This window comes from Paenibacillus sp. MMO-58 (assembly GCF_037146255.1).
In the GTDB taxonomy this organism is placed as follows: Bacteria; Bacillota; Bacilli; order Paenibacillales; family Paenibacillaceae; genus Pristimantibacillus.
Genome location: NZ_JBBCVY010000002.1, coordinates 786,566 through 803,873 on the forward strand (window position 1 = coordinate 786,566; position 17,308 = coordinate 803,873).

The 17,308-nt window shown below is 43.2% G+C and carries 18 protein-coding genes; 3 read left to right on the forward strand and 15 right to left on the reverse strand.

What is annotated here, in order from left to right:
• Positions 1-158: 158 nt before the first annotated feature.
• Positions 159-353 (reverse strand): DUF3817 domain-containing protein, encoded by a 195-nt coding sequence (locus tag WFJ73_RS09390; protein ID WP_336773090.1) that lies wholly within the window; start codon positions 351-353, stop codon positions 159-161.
• Positions 354-591: 238 nt separating this feature from the next.
• Complete coding sequence (locus WFJ73_RS09395; protein WP_336772770.1) at positions 592-1,518, reverse strand: DMT family transporter; 927 nt, start codon at positions 1,516-1,518, stop codon at positions 592-594.
• Between the two features lie 127 nt (positions 1,519-1,645).
• Here WFJ73_RS09395 and WFJ73_RS09400 point away from each other — a divergent pair, with 127 nt between their 5' ends.
• From WFJ73_RS09400 to WFJ73_RS33360, 3 genes are all read left to right on the forward strand, one after another.
• Complete coding sequence (locus tag WFJ73_RS09400) at positions 1,646-2,530, forward strand: LysR family transcriptional regulator (protein ID WP_336772771.1); 885 nt, start codon at positions 1,646-1,648, stop codon at positions 2,528-2,530.
• Between the two features lie 483 nt (positions 2,531-3,013).
• The gene (locus WFJ73_RS09405; RefSeq protein WP_336772772.1) at positions 3,014-3,598 is read left to right on the forward strand and encodes an undecaprenyl-diphosphatase; all 585 of its coding nucleotides are present in this window, start codon (positions 3,014-3,016) and stop codon (positions 3,596-3,598) included.
• Between the two features lie 78 nt (positions 3,599-3,676).
• Positions 3,677-4,225 carry a deacylase gene (locus tag WFJ73_RS33360; RefSeq protein WP_442955931.1) on the forward strand — a complete coding sequence of 183 codons (549 nt, stop codon included), beginning with the start codon at positions 3,677-3,679 and terminating at the stop codon, positions 4,223-4,225.
• Between the two features lie 48 nt (positions 4,226-4,273).
• Here the strand turns inward: WFJ73_RS33360 and WFJ73_RS09410 are convergent, their stop codons facing one another.
• The 13 genes from WFJ73_RS09410 to WFJ73_RS09470 form a co-directional block, all read right to left on the reverse strand.
• Positions 4,274-5,875, reverse strand: coding sequence for a COG4705 family protein (locus tag WFJ73_RS09410; RefSeq protein ID WP_336772773.1), 1,602 nt, complete (start codon positions 5,873-5,875; stop codon positions 4,274-4,276).
• A 178-nt stretch (positions 5,876-6,053) separates the two neighbouring features.
• Positions 6,054-7,421 (reverse strand): sensor histidine kinase, encoded by a 1,368-nt coding sequence (locus tag WFJ73_RS09415; RefSeq protein WP_336772774.1) that lies wholly within the window; start codon positions 7,419-7,421, stop codon positions 6,054-6,056.
• 4 nt (positions 7,422-7,425) lie between these two features.
• Positions 7,426-8,100, reverse strand: a complete 675-nt coding sequence (locus WFJ73_RS09420) for a response regulator transcription factor (RefSeq protein WP_336772775.1) — start codon at positions 8,098-8,100, stop codon at positions 7,426-7,428.
• An 85-nt stretch (positions 8,101-8,185) separates the two neighbouring features.
• On the reverse strand, positions 8,186-8,605 hold the full coding sequence (locus WFJ73_RS09425) for a hypothetical protein (RefSeq protein WP_336772776.1): 420 nt from the start codon (positions 8,603-8,605) through the stop codon (positions 8,186-8,188).
• Positions 8,606-8,887: 282 nt separating this feature from the next.
• Positions 8,888-9,340 (reverse strand): hypothetical protein, encoded by a 453-nt coding sequence (locus WFJ73_RS09430; RefSeq protein ID WP_336772777.1) that lies wholly within the window; start codon positions 9,338-9,340, stop codon positions 8,888-8,890.
• A 304-nt stretch (positions 9,341-9,644) separates the two neighbouring features.
• Complete coding sequence (locus tag WFJ73_RS09435) at positions 9,645-10,436, reverse strand: COG4705 family protein (protein WP_243711615.1); 792 nt, start codon at positions 10,434-10,436, stop codon at positions 9,645-9,647.
• A gap of 10 nt (positions 10,437-10,446) precedes the next feature.
• The gene (locus tag WFJ73_RS09440; protein ID WP_336772778.1) at positions 10,447-10,962 is read right to left on the reverse strand and encodes a hypothetical protein; all 516 of its coding nucleotides are present in this window, start codon (positions 10,960-10,962) and stop codon (positions 10,447-10,449) included.
• Positions 10,962-11,573, reverse strand: a complete 612-nt coding sequence (locus WFJ73_RS09445) for a DedA family protein (protein ID WP_336772779.1) — start codon at positions 11,571-11,573, stop codon at positions 10,962-10,964. The genes WFJ73_RS09440 and WFJ73_RS09445 overlap by 1 nt, the downstream gene beginning before the upstream one ends.
• A gap of 37 nt (positions 11,574-11,610) precedes the next feature.
• Positions 11,611-12,435, reverse strand: coding sequence for an undecaprenyl-diphosphate phosphatase (locus WFJ73_RS09450; RefSeq protein WP_336772780.1), 825 nt, complete (start codon positions 12,433-12,435; stop codon positions 11,611-11,613).
• A gap of 157 nt (positions 12,436-12,592) precedes the next feature.
• Entirely contained in the window at positions 12,593-13,279 is a 687-nt protein-coding gene (locus tag WFJ73_RS09455; RefSeq protein WP_336772781.1) for a response regulator transcription factor, read from the reverse strand.
• 48 nt (positions 13,280-13,327) lie between these two features.
• The gene (locus WFJ73_RS09460) at positions 13,328-14,779 is read right to left on the reverse strand and encodes a sensor histidine kinase (protein WP_132306539.1); all 1,452 of its coding nucleotides are present in this window, start codon (positions 14,777-14,779) and stop codon (positions 13,328-13,330) included.
• Positions 14,780-14,822: 43 nt separating this feature from the next.
• Positions 14,823-16,001 carry an MFS transporter gene (locus WFJ73_RS09465; protein WP_336772782.1) on the reverse strand — a complete coding sequence of 393 codons (1,179 nt, stop codon included), beginning with the start codon at positions 15,999-16,001 and terminating at the stop codon, positions 14,823-14,825.
• Positions 15,994-17,163, reverse strand: a complete 1,170-nt coding sequence (locus WFJ73_RS09470) for an MGDG synthase family glycosyltransferase (protein ID WP_336772783.1) — start codon at positions 17,161-17,163, stop codon at positions 15,994-15,996. The genes WFJ73_RS09465 and WFJ73_RS09470 overlap by 8 nt, the downstream gene beginning before the upstream one ends.
• Positions 17,164-17,308 lie beyond the last annotated feature (145 nt).

The window sequence follows — 17,308 nt, forward strand, 5'->3', positions numbered from 1 at the left end:
ACCGTCTAGATATTATCATGGTATTTATTGTTTTGCAATAAATTATTATCGCTTTTAAATACGTTTTTGTCGGTAAAAATAATACATACCTCAAAAAACGAAAAACCCGGACTCTCTCCAACTAAATTGGAAAGAGCCCGGGCTTTTCTAACACCATGCTAAGCATTAACCTTTAATCTTCGTTCCAGAACAAACGGGCCAAACGGCAAAAAGGCGGCCAGAATCGCTCCCGCTATACGGATCATTTTCCACTTGAACAGAACAGCCATCACCGCGATAGCTACCAAATAAACAGAGAATAAGAACCCGTGAATACCGCCCGTTACCGCAACGGCCTCCGGACTATCGAACATGTATTTCAAAGGCATCTATTCCCAATAGAACTAGAAAAGAGATTGCTTCCAAATAGCTGATCCAGCGAAACCATGTCCGGACGGATTGCTCCATTCGTACACTTCCTTTCTCCTTTTCGATAGAATCCATTACGTATTCCGCCTACTCTTCGTTTCTGTGAATATCGCAAATTCGTGTCCATTCCATGACAAAAAAAAAGCGGCTCCCAAAGCGAAAACTTTGAGAACCGCCAACTTTTTATATAACGCCAGTCTGATGTTTAGTTATCTGTTTGGTGCCAGCTCTATCCGACCGTTTAATAAGGTTCGCCGACAACAGCATCCCTGCGATAACGATAACTCCGCCTACGATTTGGGAAGCTAGCAGCTGCTGGCCCGTCAGTACGGAGAGGATAGCGGTAAAGATCGGCATCAGATTCATCGTAATGCTGGCTTTGCCGGGTCCAAGCTGTTTGACCCCTTGGTTCCAGAACAGGAACGAACCGATGGAAGGGAAAAGGCCAAGATAAATAACTCCCGTTACTCCAAGAGCTGTTATATGGTCAATCTCTAAAGGCTGGATAAACAGCAGCGGAATCATGAATACGACGCCAATAATCGCAGTAAAGGCCACAAACGTAATGGGTGGAAGATGCTGCGCTCGCTTGCTGATGATCGAATAGATTGCCCACAAGAACACCGCGATCAGCAAGATGCCGTCTCCTTCATTATAAGGTGTGCGAAATACGCCTAGCAGATGCCCCTTCGTTAATACCGTCAGCACGCCCAGGAAGGATAATACCAATCCCGCTCCTTGCCACAACGTAATTTTTTCTCTCAGGAACAGCAGCGACAATACGATCATAACCGCCGGAGTCAAGCTGTTAATCAGGCTGCCATTTGTTGACGAGGTGTGCTGCAAAGCGGTGTAGGTAAGCAGCGTGTAGAATACGACGCCCACAAGCGACAGGAATAACAAGATCCCCCAGTTGTCTCTCCACACCTTCCTCCAGTTTGGTTTTTCAATAAGCTGAGCCATCGGAATTAAGGCTGCAGCCGCGATTGCCCATCTTAAGAAGGCTGCCCAGATCGGCGGAAAATCGGCCGTAACCGACTTGCCGAAGATCAAATTCCCCGCCCAGAACAGATTCGCTAATACTAGAAAAAGCCATGCTTTTGTTTTCATACTAAGACTCTCCTCTCCCTGGTTAAACTCCTCCAGGTCTTTCTTTCTCTTGGTCTATAATCATGTTACAATAAACTTGGTCATAAATAAAATGAATATAAATCATGAAGGAGATATCAAATCTGTTATGAATAAATCACTTCTTCAATTGATTGTTGCCATTTCGGAGACCCGCAGCTTTACGACCGCCGGAGAGAAAATGAATATGACACAGCCGGCTGTCAGCCGTGCCGTTACGACCTTGGAACGCGAGCTCGGGGTTACGCTGCTGATCAGGGACAAGCGTCATGGAGTTGCTCTTACTCCTATTGGAGAGCGGATTGTCCGGACTTTCCGCGAAATTCTTCAAGGGTATGATAAGATCGATCAGGAAATCGCAAGCGAGAAAGGAATGGAAACCGGCAGCGTCCGTATCGGAGCATTCCCGGTTGCCGCTACTTATTTTGTGCCAAAACTGATCAGCCATATGAAGCAAAAATATCCCAACCTGGAATTCAGCATCGTTGAAGGTACGATCGCCAATGTACAGGAATGGCTGGATAACCGCGAAATTGACGTTGGCCTGCTTATCCCGTCCGACAAGACGGCGCATTCTTATCCCCTTTACCGCGAGGGAATTTATGCGGTTATGCGTGAAGATCATCCGCTTAATGAGAAAGAGATTATTAGTCCCGAGGATTTACGGGACGAACCCATGCTCATATGCAAAGCCGGCTATGAGCCCCCGGTCTTAAAGTGGTTTGATAGCGCCGGAGAATCGCCAACCATTAAATACATTCTCTACAACTACAGAACCGCGCTTCAGATGATTCTGGCGGGTGAAGGACTAGCCGTCATGTCCGAGCTGTCCCTTCTGGACCTGCCCCCGGGAATCGTTCTGAAGCAGATCTCTCCCGCAGCTTACCGGGATATTCATATCGCTTCCGGTCCTCTGGAGGACTGCACTATCGCGGTAAAAGCTTTTATGGAGGCGGCACGGAAACTGTTCCCCTTTGAAGCGAAACCTAAGTGAAAAGGGGGGCGCTCGCTGAAAAAACGACTCGCGTCATAAAAAATAACGCTGCAGAGAGCTATCCCTGCAGCGTTATTGTCAAGGCTAACGGCGAACGCGGCTACGAAAAATACGACATAGAAAGCCTCTCTTTTCGTGTATAAATCGAATGAATCGAGAGTTTTTTTCACTTTAGTGTCAGGTAAGAAACGTTAAGCCTATAAGAATTGTCGGTCAAGTTATCGGTTACCTAAGTTCCAATACCCGGGAGCCTTGTCCTCTTAGCTGGGAATGTTACCTCAGTGTTGTACGAGAATTTCTGCCTCACTCTCGGTTACTGACTTGTGGCGGTCATTACACCAAATTCAGTTTGGTCCTCAAATGAGAAGGACATGAGTCAGAAACTTGAAAAATAATAAATCTTTTTAAGGAACAAAAATTAAGAGATTTTTAAGTTATTTTTGATATCATTATCGAGTTGAAATTTGAAGGGAGGAAACATCATTGAACGAACAACTGTTCCATATCATCAATAACTTTGCCGGCCATTTTGATTGGATAGATGATCTCATGGAAATATTTGCGCAAGATATCGTGTGGCTGATGCTAGCCATACTCGTTTTCCTGTGGTGCAGCGGAAGTAAAGAGAATCAACGGGCTGTATTCTTTGCATGCCTAACCGCAGCAGTCTCTCTCTTACTGGCTGCTTGGGTCATATCGCCGCTCGTGAATCATCCTCGTCCGTTCGTCGATCATACCGTGCATCAATTAATCTCGCATGCAGCGGATGCCTCGTTCCCGAGTGATCATGCGACATTGGCGTTTTCGTTTGCATTTGTAATACTGCTTATGAAGCGACAAACAGGCGTACTCATGTTGGTTTTTGCCGTCTTGACGGGGATCTCGCGTATCTATGTGGGCGTACACTACCCTGCTGATATTTTAGGAGCTGTCGTGCTGTCATTCTTAATAGCCTTGACGGTATTCGCCTTGAGAAAGCAGATCGACCCAATTTCCAGGCTATTTATCTCTCTCTATAATCAAATCCTGCGCGTCATTCCCGTATTGTCCCGCTTTAGTAAAAGTTAGACACAGCAAAAACTCCGGCCAATTTTTAGAGCCGGAGTTTTTGTATAATAGCAGTCAGGTTTTCATTCAGTCTAGGCTTTGAACACCGGCAAGCTTTTCGAATACTTAATAATTATTCCTATAGTCAATAAGATTGCGGTTAGAAAAAAAATAAGAGGGGTTCCCGATCTGAATCGGACGTTCCCAAAACACAATTTCAAATCAGCTTGTCACCCCCTTTCAAGAGCAGTATTCGAGCTTGCCAGGGAACACCAACCGGTATGGTACGTGGATCTGCATGAGGCGAATGGATTATCCGGTATCCATCCAAGGTCACTGGGACAAACCTTGATCGTTAACCCTAGAAGCAAGGCTATCCCTGCTGCAAAAAGGATGATTCGACGATTGAATACATCTATCAAGAAGGCTTCGATACATTTTTCGCTCCTTCAGCGAGAATTACCTGGGTCGGGACGTTCAGCCGCTTACCATCTGCTGCATTCGAATGCAATAACAGTAGAAACGGGAATCGGTTTACCACTTAAATTGCGAATAAGTTATCAGATGAATATATTACGAAGCATTTTAAGAGAAGCAGGATTATTAAAAAGAAGACGCGAATCCCAAAATAGTGACAAACTAAAATAAGCTTCTAAGCATATCTACCCGTCAGAAAGAAAATCTTATCCTCTATTTTTATTGATTTGCTCCGCTCATGATATTAAGCGAGTCATTAAGCGCAGTGACGCATTGGCTGGCAATAGGTTTGCCTTTACGAACGTTAGCCAATACAACGTCAATCGTACCATCGATCTTTGTCCAAGCGGAACCGTCGATTTTCCTAAGCTTAGGCTCGGAATTGTCCCATTGATGTTCCAAATTGTCAGCGCCTTTTTTGGCTGCAGCAAAATCCTTTGTGTTTACTGCATTCAACATCTCGTTTTCAATATTTACAAATTCCGTTAATCGTCCGGCCAATTTCGCATGCGGCGTAGCTGTTCCGGCTTCCGGAGACGCTGCCGGGGATTGAGAAGTCTCAGATTGCGACGACGCAGGAGCTTGTGAAGCCGCTGTTTTGTTGGCTTCATTCAATACCTTCAGCGACTCTTGAAGGGCGTTATTGCATTGATTCGCATCGGGTTTTCCATTGCGGACTGCGGCCAATACCACGTCGATCGTTCCATCGATTTGAGTCCATGTGGAGCCGTCTATTTTTCTAAGCTTAGGCTCCGACGTATCCCATTTATGTTCCAAATTGTCAGCACCCTTTTTCGCGGCAGCAAAGTCTTTTACGTTCACGGCTTTCGACATATCATTTTCTATATTCACGAAATCCGTCAACTGTCCGGCTAGTGATGCCGAATTGGACGTTGAAGACGATCCGGAAGAATCGATTTGCGATGCGATTTTATTGCTCAACTGAACATATCCGCCGATGCCGACAGCTAAGAAAACACAAAGTACGGATACGGTTTGAATGAGGACGTTTCTTTTTCTTTCTTTTGCATGCTCCGACTCTGCGGTTCCGCTGTTCGGAACTGTATCGATTTGGGTAACAGCCAAGAAAATGATGACAGCCAAAATCGCAACTAGAAAAATGACGCTTGTTATCGTTGTACCTAAGCCTAATCCGCCATTTACTTTGGTTTGGGACAAGTAGTCACCTAAGGACGCCCCAAGCGGACGAGTCAGAATATAAACGACCCAGAAAGCTAATACTGCATCTAGACGAAGCCATTTCCAAGCCAAATACATAATCGCGATGATAATAACGACCGTGAGACCTGTGTTAAAGTATCCAAGTCCGAGTTGTTCGGAATACAGATCGCCGACAGCTGTTCCAAGGGCGAACGTGAATAGAATGGTTAGCCAATAATAAACTTCGCGTTTCCTTGTGTAGATCGAGTGAATAGAAAGCGTCTTTTCGCTTAAGTACCAAACCAGGAAAGTCAGTCCCAGCAGTATGCTGAATACAGTCGTGCTTTTCTCCAGCGGAACTCCGATCCCGTCCGTCAAATTATCTGTAACTAACGTTCCGAAAACGCTTATTAATACGACGGTCAGCCAATATATAGCGGGTACATATTTCGTTGTCCTGAATTGAAGAAACAATAAAATAAAAAAAGCGACTCCCATAATAATTGTTGTGTTCGTTAAACCGAATCCCAAGTTGAAATTGAGAAAATCCGCAAATGTTTCCCCGACCGTTGTGCATAGGACTTTGATGATCCAGAAGTAAATCGTAACTTCAGGTACCTTGCTAAGCAATATTTTCGGTTTGTTTGGTTGTTCCGACATGAAATCGCACCCTCCTTGTACAAGTATAGAAGATATCGAAAATGCTTTCGCTCTTTGCTCGACAATATCATAGACGTTAAATCTTAAAATTTTAATAAGTTCATATTATTTACTTATTAACGATTCATCTCAGCGGCAAATGACCAATGTTCTTGTCACTGGATAAATCCATGAAAAGTTATGCATGCGGGAAAATCAAGATCACCGTAGTTCCGATACCCATTTCGCTTATGATCCGGATTTCCCCCCCATATTTCTCCGTGATTTTTTTCGCGATCGACAATCCGAGGCCATTTCCTCCTTCCTTCCGTCCCCTTCCCTTATCTACACGGAAGAAGCGGTCAAAAATGTAAGGTATGTCCTTCTTATGAATGCCGATTCCTTTATCTTCGACAGATATATGGATATTCTCTCCAACAACTTTAAGGCTTATTCGCAACACAGGGTTCTGACTGGAATACCGAACGGCGTTATCTAATAGGATGATCAAGACCTGATGTAACCGATGCTCGTCTATTCGAATGCGCTTCCCTTCTTTCAAATCGCTTACGATCGTGAAATGCGGATAAAGCAATCGGTAGTTTTGTATCAATTCCATCACGACATTCGAAGGATCGATTGGATCGGAAATTTCCTCTGCAGGATGATGCAGGTCGCCAGATAAATCTAATAATTGATTAGTTAATTGGCGTAAACGTACGATCTCTTCGATTACTGCGGCTATGGATTCCTCTTGAATCGCAGGATTATTCTTTCCCCATCGCTTTAATAATTTCATATGTCCTTCTATGATGGCGATGGGAGTTCGGATTTCATGCGAAGCATCTTCAATGAATTGGCGCTGTCGATTGAAGGAACGTTCCAACTCCTCCATCATCTCATTGAAGATAGAAGAAAGTCGGGAAATTTCATCCCCATTGTTTCGATATCTTACTCGTCCGCTCACCCCTGTTCGCTTGATGTCATTCATAGCGGAAGCCATGCGGTTCAACGGTTTCAGCAACCGCCAAGCGACAACTAAACCTCCAATCGTGCTAAAGATTATCCCAAGTGCCCCAAGCTCCAGCATGAGACTTCTCAATCGATCCTTCATCGCATCTTCGTTTTCCAAGTTTGCCGCTAACTCCAAAGTGCCTTTGAATGAAGTCGTATTGATCGGAGCACGAACGACCATCAATCGGTCCTGTCCATGGTGCAGGGATACGATCGATTCGCTTTCCGCCGTTTGAACTGGAACCCAGTCGGAAGGAAGCTCACGGGTGAGAATCATCACTTCCCGGCCGGCGGGGTCCAACAGCCTGAGCAACTGATTGTTTTGAACGAACCGCTGCAGAAACCCTCTGCTCTCTTCCAATCCTTCCTTATCCAGTGGTTCCTCTTGTTCTGAGAAGTATCCGATGATTTCGGCAGCCGTCCTTCTCATCGAGTCTTTCTGGGAATTCATCATCCATTGCGTTACTGCGTTGTATTGAGCAATGGTATACACGATAAACAATATTAGAATCAGCGATGTTGTCCATAAAGCCAATTTGTACTTGATGGGCATGTGCTCACCCTTTCATCACGTAACCTACGCCGCGTACGGTCTGAATGTATTTATCTCCGCCGCCCAATTTTTGCCGAATATATCGGACATAAACATCGACTACGTTAGTCTCCGCTCCGGACTCAAATCCCCATACCAGGTCGAGCAGTTGATCTCTGCTAAGCACATTGTTCGCATTTCGAAGAAGGACGACCAACAGATCAAATTCCCGTTTGGTGAGGGACAGTTCCTCTCCATCGCGCTTGACCGTTCGCGAACTGCCATATACTTGAAGGTCTTGGAACTCTATCTTTTCGTTTTCTTCATCCTCCGACGGATCCACTCTTCTAAACAACGCTCGTATTCGGGCAAGCAATTCTTCGATTTCGAAAGGCTTGGGCAAATAATCGTCAGCGCCGCTGTCGAGGCCCGAAACTCGATCCATCACGCTATTGCGAGCCGTGAGCATGATGATCGGGGTCTTGTTTCTCTGACTTCGAAGCCGTCTGCAAATTTCGATTCCGCTAAGACCCGGGAGCATAAGATCCAACAGGATCAGATCCCATTCCTGTCCACTGGCTAACAAGAATCCCTCCCGCCCGTTATGAACAACTGTGACTTCGAAGCCCTCATGCTCTAACTCGAGTTCAACAAAACGGGCAAAGTTCGGTTCATCTTCAATAAGGAGTAATTTTCTCATGCGGATTCCTTTCCGAATATATTCAAAAGGGCAAGAACCCCTGTAATAGGATTCCTGCCCGTTGATCTTTTATGCCCGAATTGGATTAATCCTCATTCGTTTCGCCATCGTCTTGATGGTCTACGCCATTCGCGCTGTCTTTATCGGATTGCCCTTGATCGTCGGCAATCTCGCCGTCCCCGTCGGACTTGTCTTGGTTGGCCGCTTTAACAGAGCTGGATTTCACTTGATCGTCTGCAACCTCGCCGTCCCCGTCGGACTTCTCTTGGTTGGTCGCTTTAACAGAGCCGGATTTCACTTGATCGTCTGCAACCTCGCCATCGCCATCGGACTTCTCTTGAGTAGACGAGACAGCGGTGTTGTCGGAATTCGTTGTCATTGGGGTTAATTCCACCGACGATTTGTTGTTACCCGAAGCCGCATACGTTGAATGCAGCAAAGATCCCGATCCAGTAGCTACCACCGCAAACAGAGCTGCGGCAATAATCCATGTCTTCTTCTTCATTTTGTTACCTCCAATTTTGGGTTTGTCTTATGACATTTACAACTATAGCAAGTCAACGTGAGAATGCCTTGAGATCAAGATTAGAATTTGATGAGAATTTTTGAAACCAATTCAAGAGCAGTCATGGAATATTCCTTTAATCATCAGGCGCAGCAACGGGTGCGACTCGCCTTGGGAATAATCGGAATTTTATGATGTGATGCAGTGGTGTTGTCGGGCGATTACGTCACCGGCAATATTGATGGGCTCACAGTCTTTCCGTCGCTTTCTCCGACAGCATGATCATTGGACCGCATGCAGCGAGGGTCTCGGTAGATTATCCCTTTCCTCATCCAACACCTCATAAGCGGATCTCATTATGCTTAGCGGTGTTCGGAGCTCGCGCGATGCGTCACTAGTGAACTGCTCCTGCCTTTGGATAGCATTCGCGATCGGTTTCATCGCCCGGCCAGCTATCAAATAACCTGCAACTCCGCCAGATATAGCACGACTAGTGCAAGCCCTGCAAACGCCCATCTTAAACCATCCAATTCGAAATGTACGTCCATCCGCTCGAACATTATGGTAGACATGAGCTGGCTTTTCGAGAACACTTGGCAATAGCGCATTCATAGGAAAAACCTCTTCTGCCACTTCATCATTTAAACCAGTTGGAGAGCCCAGCAGCTTTTGCAATTCTGACTTGTACTGACCGCTTAACGTCGTAAGCTGATTGTCCTCTGCCGTCGTCAGCATATTTTGTACCATCCATAGAGAAAAAACCGCAGTTATCATTAAGATAATACCTACGGTTAGAGAGAATTCGCGCGTTAGTCGTATTCACGTTTGTTTAAACATGCGTGCCCCGTCCACTGTCAGCCGATAACCCTACCCAATCTACGACAAGGTATCTTCGCTTAAGTTGATACTCGGTTAACTCACCAGCGTTTCATCGTCTTCTGCAAGCAAGACGCGCATGTTATCTTACCTCCTGCTATTTCATAGATCTTAAATATACCAATAAACTATGAAATGAGCATGAAAATAAGAAGATCCCCCATTACTGATTAACAGCGACCTGCTGACTCTCCTCCATCTTTGCAGGGGTACCGCCTCGAAAGACAACGAGAAGCACAATCACAATCAAGAGTACTAGACTAACGAGTCCTTTGCTGTAACCAACACCGCCATGGCCTGGTGCCGCAGAAAGCCAATCCGCGAAGGACGCGCCCACAGGACGAGTCAAAACATAAGCTATCCAGAAAGCTGTAATTTCTTTCAGATGAAACAGCCGATAACATAATGCGGGTATGAATAGCAAAGCAAAGAACATTATTCCGGAAGCTAAATATCCCAAATGCATGCTGGAGGCTGTTAAGTCGCCTGCAGAAGTGCCGAGAGCGAATGTGGTCAGGACCGTCATCCAATAAAACACTTCTCTCCGGCGCGTGTTAATGCTATGAATCGATAAACTCTTCTCTTTCACATACCAAGTTCTGAAAATGACTGCAAGCGAGGCAATAAAAAATAGAGTTGAAGCCGTATTTCCCAAACCAGCTCGTATAACATCAGCTGCTGTAGTGCCAAATATGCTTACCATTATGACAACCAGCCAATACAGACTGGCGATATACTTTTTCGACTTGAACTGGAGAACCATAGCTGCAACAAAAATCGCTACACTTATCGGCACGGAGAGGAATGGATTTAATTTTTCAAATAAAAAATCTGATGCCACTTCTCCAAGACCAGTTGTAATTAGCTTCGTTATCCAGAAATACACCGTAATTTCAGGTACTTTTGCTAGCATCGTTGTAGCTTTTGGGTTAAATTCCGTTTTATAAGTGTACATGCCTATCCCCTTATTTCTCAGATTGAGTACGACTCTTTATGAGCGTAATAATAGCCCCTGCAATTAATAGAGAGATGATTGCCCACTTAAGATTCCTAAACGGGCTAAAAAGGCTGCCCTTAGGAGAACTGGGATCTTTCGCACTCCGTTGAACTAAATCCGATTGCTTTATTGTAAAATCAATCCGATCCTCCTTATATTCGGTTAAATAACTAAACTGGATATCCGCTCTGTAATCGCCAACGCTTAGTTTAGGAGCTTTCATGAATTCGAGATTTTGTTCCTTTCCCGGTCCAATAATAACATTATGCAAGGCAATGGCATGGCCGACATGCTTGTATCCATATTCATCTTGACTGGTATTATAAGCTCGATCCAATTGGACAGAAAGATCACCGATCAATACCTTGGAGCTCGTATTCAATACCTTGATATAAATAACTGGTTCTCCACTGGGCGAGTAGTCATACTCATAATGCTCCATGATCAGATTAGAGGCTGATGCATGTATCGCCGGCGTATCCATCAAACTCTCTTCCGTTTCTTAATAAGGAGCCAATACGCAAGTAGTCCAACAACTACTATCGCAACAGCATAACTGATCGGATGCATGTAACTCTCCAATACATCCGCATTCGCTCCCCATTTATAACCCGCATAGGCCAATGCAATATTCCATGGAATACAGCCTAAAAAAGTATATAGCAGAAAAGTAGAGAACCTCATCTTTGCTATGCCCGCTGGCAAGGATATGAAAGTTCGGATAAAAGGAAGGTTTCTGGTAAAGAATACGCTCATTGCACCATATCGGGTAAACCACTTCTCCGCTTGATCAAGATGCGAGTTTCTAAAGAGCACATATTTCCCGTACTTATTAAGTATTTTCCTTCCGCCAAGAGATCCAACATGGTACGCAATTATTGATCCAAGAACATTTCCGAGTACACCTGCGATGACCACCTCCTGCCATGATATCGTACCGTTAGCAGCAGAGAGACCCCCGCTTAATAAAATGACTTCACTCGGAATAGGTATACAAGCACTTTCCAGGACCATACCGATAAATATGCCGTAGAGGCCAATCGCATCAATTAGTTGGACCGCTATATTTGAGATCCAATCAATAATACTCTGCATATCTCTTATAACTCCTTTCCAAGCTATAAATGAAGCATCAGTTCCCTGTGACCACTAGATATACCAGGAATACCGCTGCGAGCACAAATCGGTAATAAGCAAAAGGAGCAAGCTTGAAGCGTTCAAGAAGCTTTAAAAAAGTAATTACTGCAAGCAAGGCCACTACAAAGGCTACAATAAAACCGGTGATAAAGAACACGGCATCCGATGCCGTTAATGTATCGTAGCTTTTCAATAACTCGAATCCGCTTGCTGCTACCATCATTGGAATCGCAATAAGAAAAGAAAAATTTGTTGCCGCTCTATACCCCACTCCGGACAGTAAACCTCCCGCTATCGTTGCTCCCGAACGAGAGAAGCCCGGCCACAGCGCTAGACATTGAAATAATCCGATATATACAGCTTGCCTATAAGTAATCTGATCAACGCCTTCTGATTGAACGGCAGCTTGTCTACGCTCTCCAAACAACATAAAAATGCCGCCAAGTACTAGCCCTATAAGTACCGTGTACGAGGAGAATAAATAGGAGGTAATAAAAGAATGCAGGAGCAAACCTAATATCATCGCAGGCAGACACGCAAGAATAACGTGAATAAGATTTAGTTTACCTGATGCTTGAGTCTGACTTTCTCCATAGGAGAATCGGCTAAAGCCAAGTAAGCTTAAAATCCTGCGCCAATAAATAACAGCAACCGCCAGGATAGCGCCCAGCTGTATAATAATTTCAAAGGTATCTGCCTTGTCTCCCGTAAAATCCAACAACTTCCCAGTCAATATCAAATGCCCCGTTGAAGACACCGGAAGAAATTCAGTTAGTCCTTCTATGATTCCCTGGACAACGGCTGTTAGTATATTTTGCATAATGCTGGCAACTTCCCCTCTTCCAATTTTCTATTTATCCTTAAGTGGACGTACCTTACTTTAAAATTCAATTCTCAACGAGCTGTGAAAATCCGATTAAATTTTTATTAACTATTATGAAGTAAAATAAAAAAGTCTGATCATTGGATCAGACTTTTCATCCTTTGCAGCGGTAACCTGCTCCCCATAATGTCTCGATATATTCGGGATTTGCAGAATCTTTTTCAATTTTCTCGCGAATTTTACGGATATGCACGGTCACCGTCTGTATATCACCAAGAGCATCTACTCCCCATATCCGCTCAAAAAGATGCTCTTTGCTGAAAACCTTATTCGGATGGGTCGCAAGGAAATACAACAAGTCAAATTCCTTGGTCGTTAGTACGGCTTCCTCATTATTAACGAAAACCTTTCGGGTATCCGCATCAATGGCTAAATCCCGGATCTGAATGATATTATTAATATCTTTAAGACCAACTAGCCGCTTATATCTCTCCAGGTGTGCCTTTACCCTAGCAACTAATTCAGCAGGTTTGAACGGTTTCGTAATATAATCATCAGCGCCGATTCCGAGTCCTCTAATCACATCGATATCTTCATGGCGTGAAGTTACAATCAGAATGGGGATGTCCTGTTTCTCTCGAATTTTCTTGCACACCTCAAACCCGTTTATCTTTGGGAGCATCAAATCAAGGATGACCAAGTCATAAATACCCGAGAGGCACATCGCTAAACCGGCTTCGCCATCCGCAGCTATCTGGACTTCGTACCCGTTAATCTCCAAATAATCCCGCTGTAGTTCTGAGATAGTCGTATCGTCCTCAATAACAAGAATGCTTTTCATTCGTTATTCCTCATTCCCATAGTGGATAGGCATACCATGTAAATCTCCTTATGAACTTTTAGGAATACTTATGGTCATCTTCGTGCCTACACCTTCCGTGCTTTCTGCAGAAATACTCCCGTTATGCTCAAGGACAATACGTTTGGCAATGGCTAAGCCCAATCCATTCCCTGTTATTTCGGAATTACGAGAAAGATCAGCTCGGTAAAAGCGATCAAAAATATAGGGCAAGGCTGAATCAGGAATTCCACTTCCATTGTCCTCTATCGTCAAGTTCAAATTGGATTGGCTAATCGATGCAACTAATTGAATGATTTTCTCTTCTTTATTCATATACTTCAAGCTGTTCTGGATAATATTCTCTAATACTCTACGAAAGGACTTGCGGTCTACTTTCATTTCAATGGAATCGATGATTTGAATATTGAAAAGCAGACTAATCCCCTCTTTTTCCAGTTCAAATGCCAACTCCTCAATCCAATCTGCCAAAAAGGCCTTCACATTCACCGTTTCAAATACAAAGGTCATTCGATTAAGATCAAGCTTTGAATATAAAAAGAGCTCATCAATTAACCTGTCCATTTCAGCTGCTTTGTTAGAAATTGTCCGAAGATACTTCTCCGTTTTTTCCAAAGACAAGGCAACCCCCTCTATCAGTCCATCCACATATCCTCTAATAGACGTAATCGGAGTTTTCAAGTCATGAGATATATTAATGATTAATTCCTTACGATTATTTTCAAACTGCTCTTGCACACGAAACGAATGTAAAAGCTGTGTTCTTAATTTTTCAAAGACCACGCCTAATTGCCCGATTTCATCCTTGCCATGGACGATGACAGGATCGTTAAGATTGCCTTCCGTAAAAGAGAGTGCTGAGCGTCGCAGTGACATTATTGGCCTGATAATGCGTCTAGACATGTACAAAGTCAGTAGAACATTAGTTAACACTAATACGACAATGACTGCTCCCAGAAGATAGGGGGCATATTTTTTAGAAAAATAAACGATGGGGTCTACCTTTGTGATTATATATAAATCTATAGCTTTGTTCTGGATATGAAACGCATAACCAACATAATGATAATAATCATTGTTTCCATATGACTTAGTACGCGAAACCGATCTTAGGTCATTATTATGAATGGATGTTAGTTTGGATAAAAGAATGGCTTTCGTACGGAGTTCATCCGAAACATAAATCATTTGTTCATCTGTTCGAATCAATAAATAGGTCTGCTTAGATGAAAGCTGAGAAGACAATCGATTCACATAATTCCGGTCGAGCAACAAATCAGGATTTTGTTCGATGGACTGTTTAATAAGGCGATGGTAGTCCTCTTCTTCAAAACCTTCTATATTAGTTTCATAAATCATCCGAATATCATGCAAATCGCCTTTAAAAATAATGACGAGCAGAATAGAAGTAACTATTAACGTTAGCAAAGGTACAACTAACATAATCAAATACGAAAATAATAATTTTAGACGTATGGACATGGACGATTCTCCTTATAGTCCGGTTTATCGCTTACTTACCTTTTCATGCATTTTGAGACGTATACCTAAATACTTTAGAAGGCATAAAAAAATACATGATGCTGATCATTCCAAACATTACAGCACTAACAATAAACGGCGTTTCTATACTCCCGTAAACATACAAAAAGCTGCCTATTAACGGTCCTACCACTACACCGAAGCCTTCAATGGTTGACAGCAATCCCCATCCCGTTCCGGAAGCATCCATAGGTACATGTCTTGACATTAGTGCATTCCAAGCGGGCAACAGCATTGCATAGGAGGCACCCATCACTATGACAACAACCAACGACATATAAAAGGAGTCTACTCCTGTCAATGCAAAAAGAGATATAGCAAACAATCCGAATCCACTAATCAAAAACCACCGGCTTCCCGATGCATCGAACCATTTTCCCATTGGGACTAATAAGAGAGTTACACTCGCCCCTCCAAGTATCATAATAATGGATAGTTCCGTGTGAGTCAGGGAAAGTCGGTTTGCAGCAAAAACATTCAGAAAAGGGACAACCATGCCAGCACCAGTCGTTTGTAATATAATGGCCGGCAAGATAAAGGGATTCACTCTAATGTATGCCGTTACCTGTTTAAGATAAGGGACTATGGACTGCGGGGATGCCCCCTTACTCTCGACCCTATTATGCAGATGATTGAAAGCACCGGATAACCATCCCACAACTAATGCAAGGATAAGCACCAGGACACTGTAGTTCCATCCCAAGTCTAGAACTAAATTAAATAACACTGGTCCTAATCCCAGTCCTGCCATCCAGAATACATAAATAAATCCGGCTTGTTTTGCTCTGTTCTCCCCTTTTACTTGCTTCATGCAAATCAGCCAAATCGGTGATAAGCCTATCCCAAGTAGTGCGGAAGATAACAATATCTGCATTTCTGATTTTGCGAGTATTATCAGAAACATACCAACTGCGGCAAGTAAGAAACCAAGATGTAAAATAGCCCGGTATCCGTATCGATCAATCATGTAACCGATATAAATTTTACATAAGCTATCTACAAGATAGTGGACCGAAACAGCTATCCCTACTACGGATATTGCAATGCCCAGCCTCTCTTCTACCAGATTGGGAAGAAAAGCAACCAAATACGCTCCCCTTAGAAATTCTGTAAACAAGAGCAATAATGCTATTGAAAATAGGGAATCCCCAGACTTATGCATGGATTTGCGCTGCCTTTCTTTCGTTTACCGTCCATTCCGACCCCTTTTCCACTAAGCCGGTTAGCTTTAAAGCTTCTTCTACAATACGCATGGAGGATTGTTTAAAGCATACGGATGCAGACGCTTGTTTCATGTTCCTGTTCCTATTAAGATTTAAAGCATTATATAACTCTCTTGTTAAGGAATATTTGTCATTGGCAATACCTAATACACCTAGACCTGATAAAAATTGTGCGTTTCCTTCTTCTTGTCCAGGTATAGGTTGAAAAACAATGGTTGGAAGATTCTTAACTAATGCTTCCGTTAACGTAATTCCGCCTGCTTTAGAGATTAAGCAGTCGGATATGGTCATGAGCTCATGAACTTTATCTGTATAACCGATAACATGGATTCTTTTCTCATTATAGTACTCTCTCTCTAATCGTTTTCTTAGCTTTTTGTTTTTACCACAAACAACAATGAGGTCACTAGTTGTCTCTTCCCGCACAGTACTTATCATTAATTTTAAAGATCGCTGAACCCCATATGCTCCTGCCATAAGAAGTACGCGAGATCGGTCTGGTTCAAATCCCCATATATCGCAAATAGCAGCTTTATCCTCTTTGTCAAAAAATTTTGAATGAACAGGAATTCCTGTAACAGAAATCTTATGTTCAGGGACGCCTGCTGCCAGCATTTGCGCTTTAATTGTATCGCTCCCCACGCAGTAATGACTTGTATTCTCATGCAACCAGCGACTGTGCAGTACATAGTCCGTTATAACCGTAAGGGTAGGAACACCTTGACCAGATTGAAATTTTAGTTCGTCTGCAGTCAGATAAGGAAAGGTATGAATGATTAATTCCGGTTTTTCTGAATTCCATTCTTCGAGCATCTTCTTCTTACCGAAGGAATGATAAATATGATTTGAAACTCGACTTTGCTTCGTGCTATTGGTTAGAGTATAAAACCATCCATATCCTTTAGGTGCATAGCTGCTGCTTTTTAAGTAAAGCCACCTTGAAGCAAAATTAATACGAGGATGCGTTAATTCTAACAAGTCAATCAGTTGTATATTGTTATACCCTAAAGCTGTAAATGACTCTAACAACGCTCTTGCCGCTTTGATATGACCATCACCAAATGAAGCATAAATAATCATAATTTTCGAGTTTGGTTTCATATCTCCGACTCCTTCTTTTAGATCAAATATAAGGACTAAATCTAAAGTGACTGTGAAGGCCTTATTAACAGTTTCTTAATTAATATTTCCTAGAAGTGTCCTCACAGATAAAGAGAACAACAAAAGCCCAAGGAATACTAGATCC

Coding starts and splice junctions, on each gene's coding strand:
- WFJ73_RS09390 (WP_336773090.1), bottom strand. CDS start 353: ATGTTCGATAGTCCGGAGGCCGTTGCGGTAACGGGCGGTATTCACGGG.
- WFJ73_RS09395 (WP_336772770.1), bottom strand. CDS start 1,518: ATGAAAACAAAAGCATGGCTTTTTCTAGTATTAGCGAATCTGTTCTGG.
- WFJ73_RS09400 (WP_336772771.1), top strand. CDS start 1,646: ATGAATAAATCACTTCTTCAATTGATTGTTGCCATTTCGGAGACCCGC.
- WFJ73_RS09410 (WP_336772773.1), bottom strand. CDS start 5,875: ATGTCGGAACAACCAAACAAACCGAAAATATTGCTTAGCAAGGTACCT.
- WFJ73_RS09415 (WP_336772774.1), bottom strand. CDS start 7,421: ATGCCCATCAAGTACAAATTGGCTTTATGGACAACATCGCTGATTCTA.
- WFJ73_RS09420 (WP_336772775.1), bottom strand. CDS start 8,100: ATGAGAAAATTACTCCTTATTGAAGATGAACCGAACTTTGCCCGTTTT.
- WFJ73_RS09425 (WP_336772776.1), bottom strand. CDS start 8,605: ATGAAGAAGAAGACATGGATTATTGCCGCAGCTCTGTTTGCGGTGGTA.
- WFJ73_RS09430 (WP_336772777.1), bottom strand. CDS start 9,340: ATGCTGACGACGGCAGAGGACAATCAGCTTACGACGTTAAGCGGTCAG.
- WFJ73_RS09435 (WP_243711615.1), bottom strand. CDS start 10,436: ATGTACACTTATAAAACGGAATTTAACCCAAAAGCTACAACGATGCTA.
- WFJ73_RS09440 (WP_336772778.1), bottom strand. CDS start 10,962: ATGGATACGCCGGCGATACATGCATCAGCCTCTAATCTGATCATGGAG.
- WFJ73_RS09445 (WP_336772779.1), bottom strand. CDS start 11,573: ATGCAGAGTATTATTGATTGGATCTCAAATATAGCGGTCCAACTAATT.
- WFJ73_RS09450 (WP_336772780.1), bottom strand. CDS start 12,435: ATGCAAAATATACTAACAGCCGTTGTCCAGGGAATCATAGAAGGACTA.
- WFJ73_RS09455 (WP_336772781.1), bottom strand. CDS start 13,279: ATGAAAAGCATTCTTGTTATTGAGGACGATACGACTATCTCAGAACTA.
- WFJ73_RS09460 (WP_132306539.1), bottom strand. CDS start 14,779: ATGTCCATACGTCTAAAATTATTATTTTCGTATTTGATTATGTTAGTT.
- WFJ73_RS09465 (WP_336772782.1), bottom strand. CDS start 16,001: ATGCATAAGTCTGGGGATTCCCTATTTTCAATAGCATTATTGCTCTTG.
- WFJ73_RS09470 (WP_336772783.1), bottom strand. CDS start 17,163: ATGAAACCAAACTCGAAAATTATGATTATTTATGCTTCATTTGGTGAT.